Here is a 4,163-nt window from a genome sequence, read left to right on the forward strand (position 1 = left end):
TCCCGCCGGTAGAGGCGCCCATGCACACCACCATCTCGGTGGTGCGGCTCATCGGCCTGTTGTCCGGCGGCGGCAGCATCGCGTCGGCAGTGAGCTTCTTGGCCGGCGCCTCCCGCTTCGGGAGCGGCTTGCCCGGCCGCCCGCGCACCTTCGCACGCGCCGCCGCCTTCACCACGTCGCGGATCTGGAGATGATGTTCGGCGAGGTGATCGGCCACGCCGAAGCGCGGCTTCAGGATCACGTCGACCGCGCCGGCCTCCATCGCCTGGAGCAGCGTGTCGGAGCCCTCCTCCGTCAGCGACGAGCACATCACGACCGGAATCGGGCACTGCGCCATCAGCTTGCGCAGGAAGGTGATGCCGTCCATCCGCGGCATCTCCACGTCGAGCGTGATGACGTCGGGCACGGTCTCCTGGATACGCCGCGCCGCGCTGAACGGATCTGCGGCCGTACCGATCACTTCGATCGCGGGGTCCTCCGCAAGGATCGAGGCCATGGCCTGCCGCACGCTGGCGGAATCGTCGACGATCAGGACGCGAATCTTGCCGGTCATGGCAGCCTCCGCTGGAACACGGTGCTGCCCACCGGCACCAGCGGCAGGTCCATGCCGTGCACCGATTCCGAATGGCCGAGGAACAGATAGCCCTCCGGCGCCAGGCACTCGAGCAGCCGCGCGACGACGCTTCGCTGCGCAGGTTTGTCGAAATAGATCAGTACGTTGCGGCAGAAGATCAGATGCATGGGCGCACCGACGGGATAGGCATCGTCCATCAGGTTCAGCCGCGCGAAGCCGATCGCGCTGCGCAACCGCGGCACGATCCGAACCTCGCCGCGAAGGGGATCCCTGGGCAAGGAGACATAGGCGCGATGCAGGGCAGGCGGCACCGGCCGGAGCATCTCGGCCGGGTAGATGCCCGCCCGCGCCGTCGCCAGCACGTCGGTATCGATATCGGTGGCGAGAATGCTAAAGTCAGACCCGATATGGCGCCGGACATGGTCGTCCAGCACCATCGCCAGCGTGTAGGGCTCCGGCCCGGTCGAACAGGCGGCGCTCCATGCCCGTACCGCGCGAACGCCCGTTGCGGCCAGCGCAGGCAAGGCCGTCCGGACGAGAAAGTCGAAATGCGCGGGCTCGCGGAAGAAGTCGGTCTTGTTGGTGGTCACCGCGTTGATCAGCAGCCGCGTCTCCACCTTCGCATGCTTCCCGGAGAACAGCCGCTCGCAATAGGCATCCAGCGTATCGGCGCCCGTCGCCTGCAGCCGCCCGCGCAGGCGCCCCTCCACCATCGTCTTCTTGGCGTCCGGCAGCTTGATGCCGGCGGTTTCGTAGACGAATTGCGCCAGGCGGGCGAAGTTGCGCGCACTCATCGTATCGGCGCGCCGCGACCAGGAGGGAGCCGGTGCGACGTGGGTCAACCGGCGCTCCACGGACAGGCTGGGTGGCGGCGACGCCTCATGCGGCCGCAGCGGCGGGCGGATCGAGCAGGCCGGCGTCTTCGGCCGAGAAGATCCGGCGCATCTCTACCAGGACGACGAAGCCATCAGCGCGCCGGAACACTCCGCCGATATAGCCCGACGGCCAGCGCACGCCGATATCGGGGGCGCCTTCCAGCTGGGCGAGGGCGACGCTGCACACCTCCAGCACGCGATCGACGACCAGGCCCAGCATCAGCACGCGGTCGCCCACCGGCACGTCGACCACCAGGATGCGCGTGCTGGCGGTCGGTGCCGCCGCCGGCAGGCCCAGCCGGAGGCGGAAATCGACCGTGGTCACGCCCCGGCCGCGCATGTCGGTGAGGCCGAGCAGATAGTCGGGGCCGTTGGGGATGCGGAAGGTCTCGCGATAGTCGAGGATCTCGCGGACCAGCGAGACCGGCACCGCGAACACTTCCGCCCCCAGGCCGAAGGTGACGATCTGGAGCTCGGCGCCCTCGCTCACGCCGCCTGCACTCCGAAATCGGCATCGTCGGCATCGGGGCCGCCGTTGCTGAGATCGAGCGCGAAGCCGTGGACGCGCGCCTGCTGCTCGGCGACCGTCCCGCGATGCGCGGGTTTGGGCGCCCGGGCGGCGATCCGGCCGCGCGCAGTCTCCGCGCCGCGCCCGCGTGCGGCCTTGGGCGCCTCGCGCTGGCCGCCCTGCAGCAGCTGGAAATAGGCGATGCTGGCCTGCAGCTCGTCGGCCTGGCCGGCCAGTTCCTCGGAGGTCGACGAGATTTCCTCGGAGGCGCCGGCATTCTGCTGGGTGACCTGGTCGAGCTGCTGGATCGCCTTGTTGATCTGGACGGCGCCGATGTCCTGCTCGCGGCAGGCGGCACTGATCTCGCTCACCAGTTCGGCGGTGCGGCGGATGTCCGGCACCAGCTTGCGCAGCATCTCGCCGGCCTCGACCGCGGCCTTGACCGTTTCGGACGAGACCGAACTGATCTCGCAGGCCGCGCCCTGGCTGCGCTCGGCCAGCTTGCGCACTTCGGAGGCGACCACCGCGAAGCCGCGGCCATGCTCGCCGGCACGCGCCGCTTCCACGGCGGCGTTGAGCGCGAGCAGGTCGGTCTGGCGGGCGATTTCCTGGACGATGCCGATCTTCTCGGCGATCGTCCGCATCGCGCCGACCGCGCGCTCCACGGCTTCGCCGCTGCTTTCGGCGGCGAGCGCAGACTGGCGTGCCATCTTCTCGGTCTGGACGGCGTTCTCGGTGTTCTGGCGGATGTTCGCCGCCATCTGCTCCATCGAGGCGGAGACTTCCTCGGTCGCCGCGGCCTGTTCGGTCGCGCCCTGCGACAGCTGCTCGGAGCTGGCCGAGAGCTCCTGGCTGCCCGCCGCGACCTGCTCCGCCGAGGTGCGGGTGTCGGCGATGATCACGCGCAGCCGCTCGATCATGCGGACCAGCGACGTACCCAGCATGTCGTTGTCGGACAAGGGCTTGTGCGACACGGTCAGGTTGCCTTCGGCAATCTTGTTGGCCAGGTCGGCAGCCAGGCGGAAATTCTCGATCAGCTGGTTGATCGCATCCTTCATGCGACGATGATCCCCGTCGCACGCCATCTCGAAGCGTTCGCGCAGATCCCCCGCACTGACCTGGTTGAGCAGGCGATTGCCTTCCGAGATCGGCGCCAGGATCGCATCCAGCATGCCGTTGATGCCGGCGATGAGCGCCGCGAAATCGCCGACGAAGCGCTTCTCGTCGCCCCGCTCGCTGAGATGGCCGGAGGTGGAGGCCTTGATCAGTCGCTGCACCTCCTCGGTTATCTCGCGCAGATTCTTGCGCAACGTCTCGACCGTGTCGTTGATGAACGCCTTCTTGCCGGGAAACTGCTCGAGCGGCGCGTCGAAATTGCCTTCGCCGAACGCCTTGATGCACGCCATCGCCTTTTTCTTCACCGCAATATGGGCGGCGACCATTTCGTTCACGCCTTTCGCCATCACCGCGAAATCGCCGGGGAAGTTCTCGGCAGCGACAAACACGTCGATGTCTCCCTTCTCGTGCTGGGAATACATCTGCCGCATCTCGTGCAGAACGCCTTTGAAGTTGGATCGCAGCGTTTCGATATTGTCGTTGATGAACGCCTTCTTGCCAGGCAACTGCGCCAGCTTCGCGTCGAAATCGCCGTCACTGAACGCCTTGATGCAAGCCATCGCCATCTTCTTCACGGCGATGTGGCTCGCGACCAGGTCGTTGACGCGCTTCGCGATCGCTGCGAGGCTGCCTTGGAAGTGATCGACCGGCAGAACGGCATCGATATCACCCTTGTCGTGCTCGGCGCACATCTCCGCCAGGCGATCGTTCAGCGCGGTGACCGGGCGATTGGCCTTGTCCAGCAGGCTGTTGATGGCGAACAGAATCTCTCGAGTCTGCCCCTTTGCGAGGGAGAGATCGGCGCGCTCGGAAACGTCGCCGCGAGCCATCGCGCTGTCCAGACGCGCGATTTCGGCGATCAGGGTCGCGTGGGAAACGCCGTTGAAAATGTTGATCGTCATAAAGCATCCTCTTGTCACGTTTTCGCGTATTGAAGGGCACGTCTTCGTCCAGACGATTCACCCTGTTCCGGCGTGCATTTCGGGTCTTCGCGCGCTTTCGACGGGCGGGATCGACGTCGAATAGGCGCGTTGTTCATGCGCCCGATCCGGATCACGCAGGAGATACAGCTGGTTCATGCTGCGATCCC

The 4,163-nt window shown here is 66.7% G+C and carries 4 protein-coding genes; all 4 read right to left on the reverse strand.

From position 1 onward, the window contains the following. The coding region (locus tag SPI01S_RS21435; protein ID WP_157084835.1) for a response regulator at positions 1–553 on the reverse strand (553 nt) is incomplete at its 3' end. Continuing rightward, complete coding sequence (locus tag SPI01S_RS21440; RefSeq protein WP_066727377.1) at positions 550–1,368, reverse strand: CheR family methyltransferase; 819 nt, start codon at positions 1,366–1,368, stop codon at positions 550–552. The genes SPI01S_RS21440 and SPI01S_RS21435, both read right to left, overlap by 4 nt. An 85-nt stretch (positions 1,369–1,453) precedes the next feature. Then, a complete protein-coding gene (locus SPI01S_RS21445; RefSeq protein WP_066727379.1) occupies positions 1,454–1,939 on the reverse strand; it encodes a chemotaxis protein CheW in 486 nt (161 codons plus the stop codon). Then, positions 1,936–3,933, reverse strand: coding sequence for a methyl-accepting chemotaxis protein (locus SPI01S_RS21450; protein ID WP_066727381.1), 1,998 nt, complete (start codon positions 3,931–3,933; stop codon positions 1,936–1,938). Before SPI01S_RS21450 ends, SPI01S_RS21445 begins: the two co-directional genes overlap by 4 nt. Between the last annotated feature and the right edge of the window lie 230 nt (positions 3,934–4,163).

This window comes from Sphingomonas pituitosa NBRC 102491, from assembly GCF_001598435.1.
Lineage (GTDB): Bacteria > Pseudomonadota > Alphaproteobacteria > Sphingomonadales > Sphingomonadaceae > Sphingomonas > Sphingomonas pituitosa.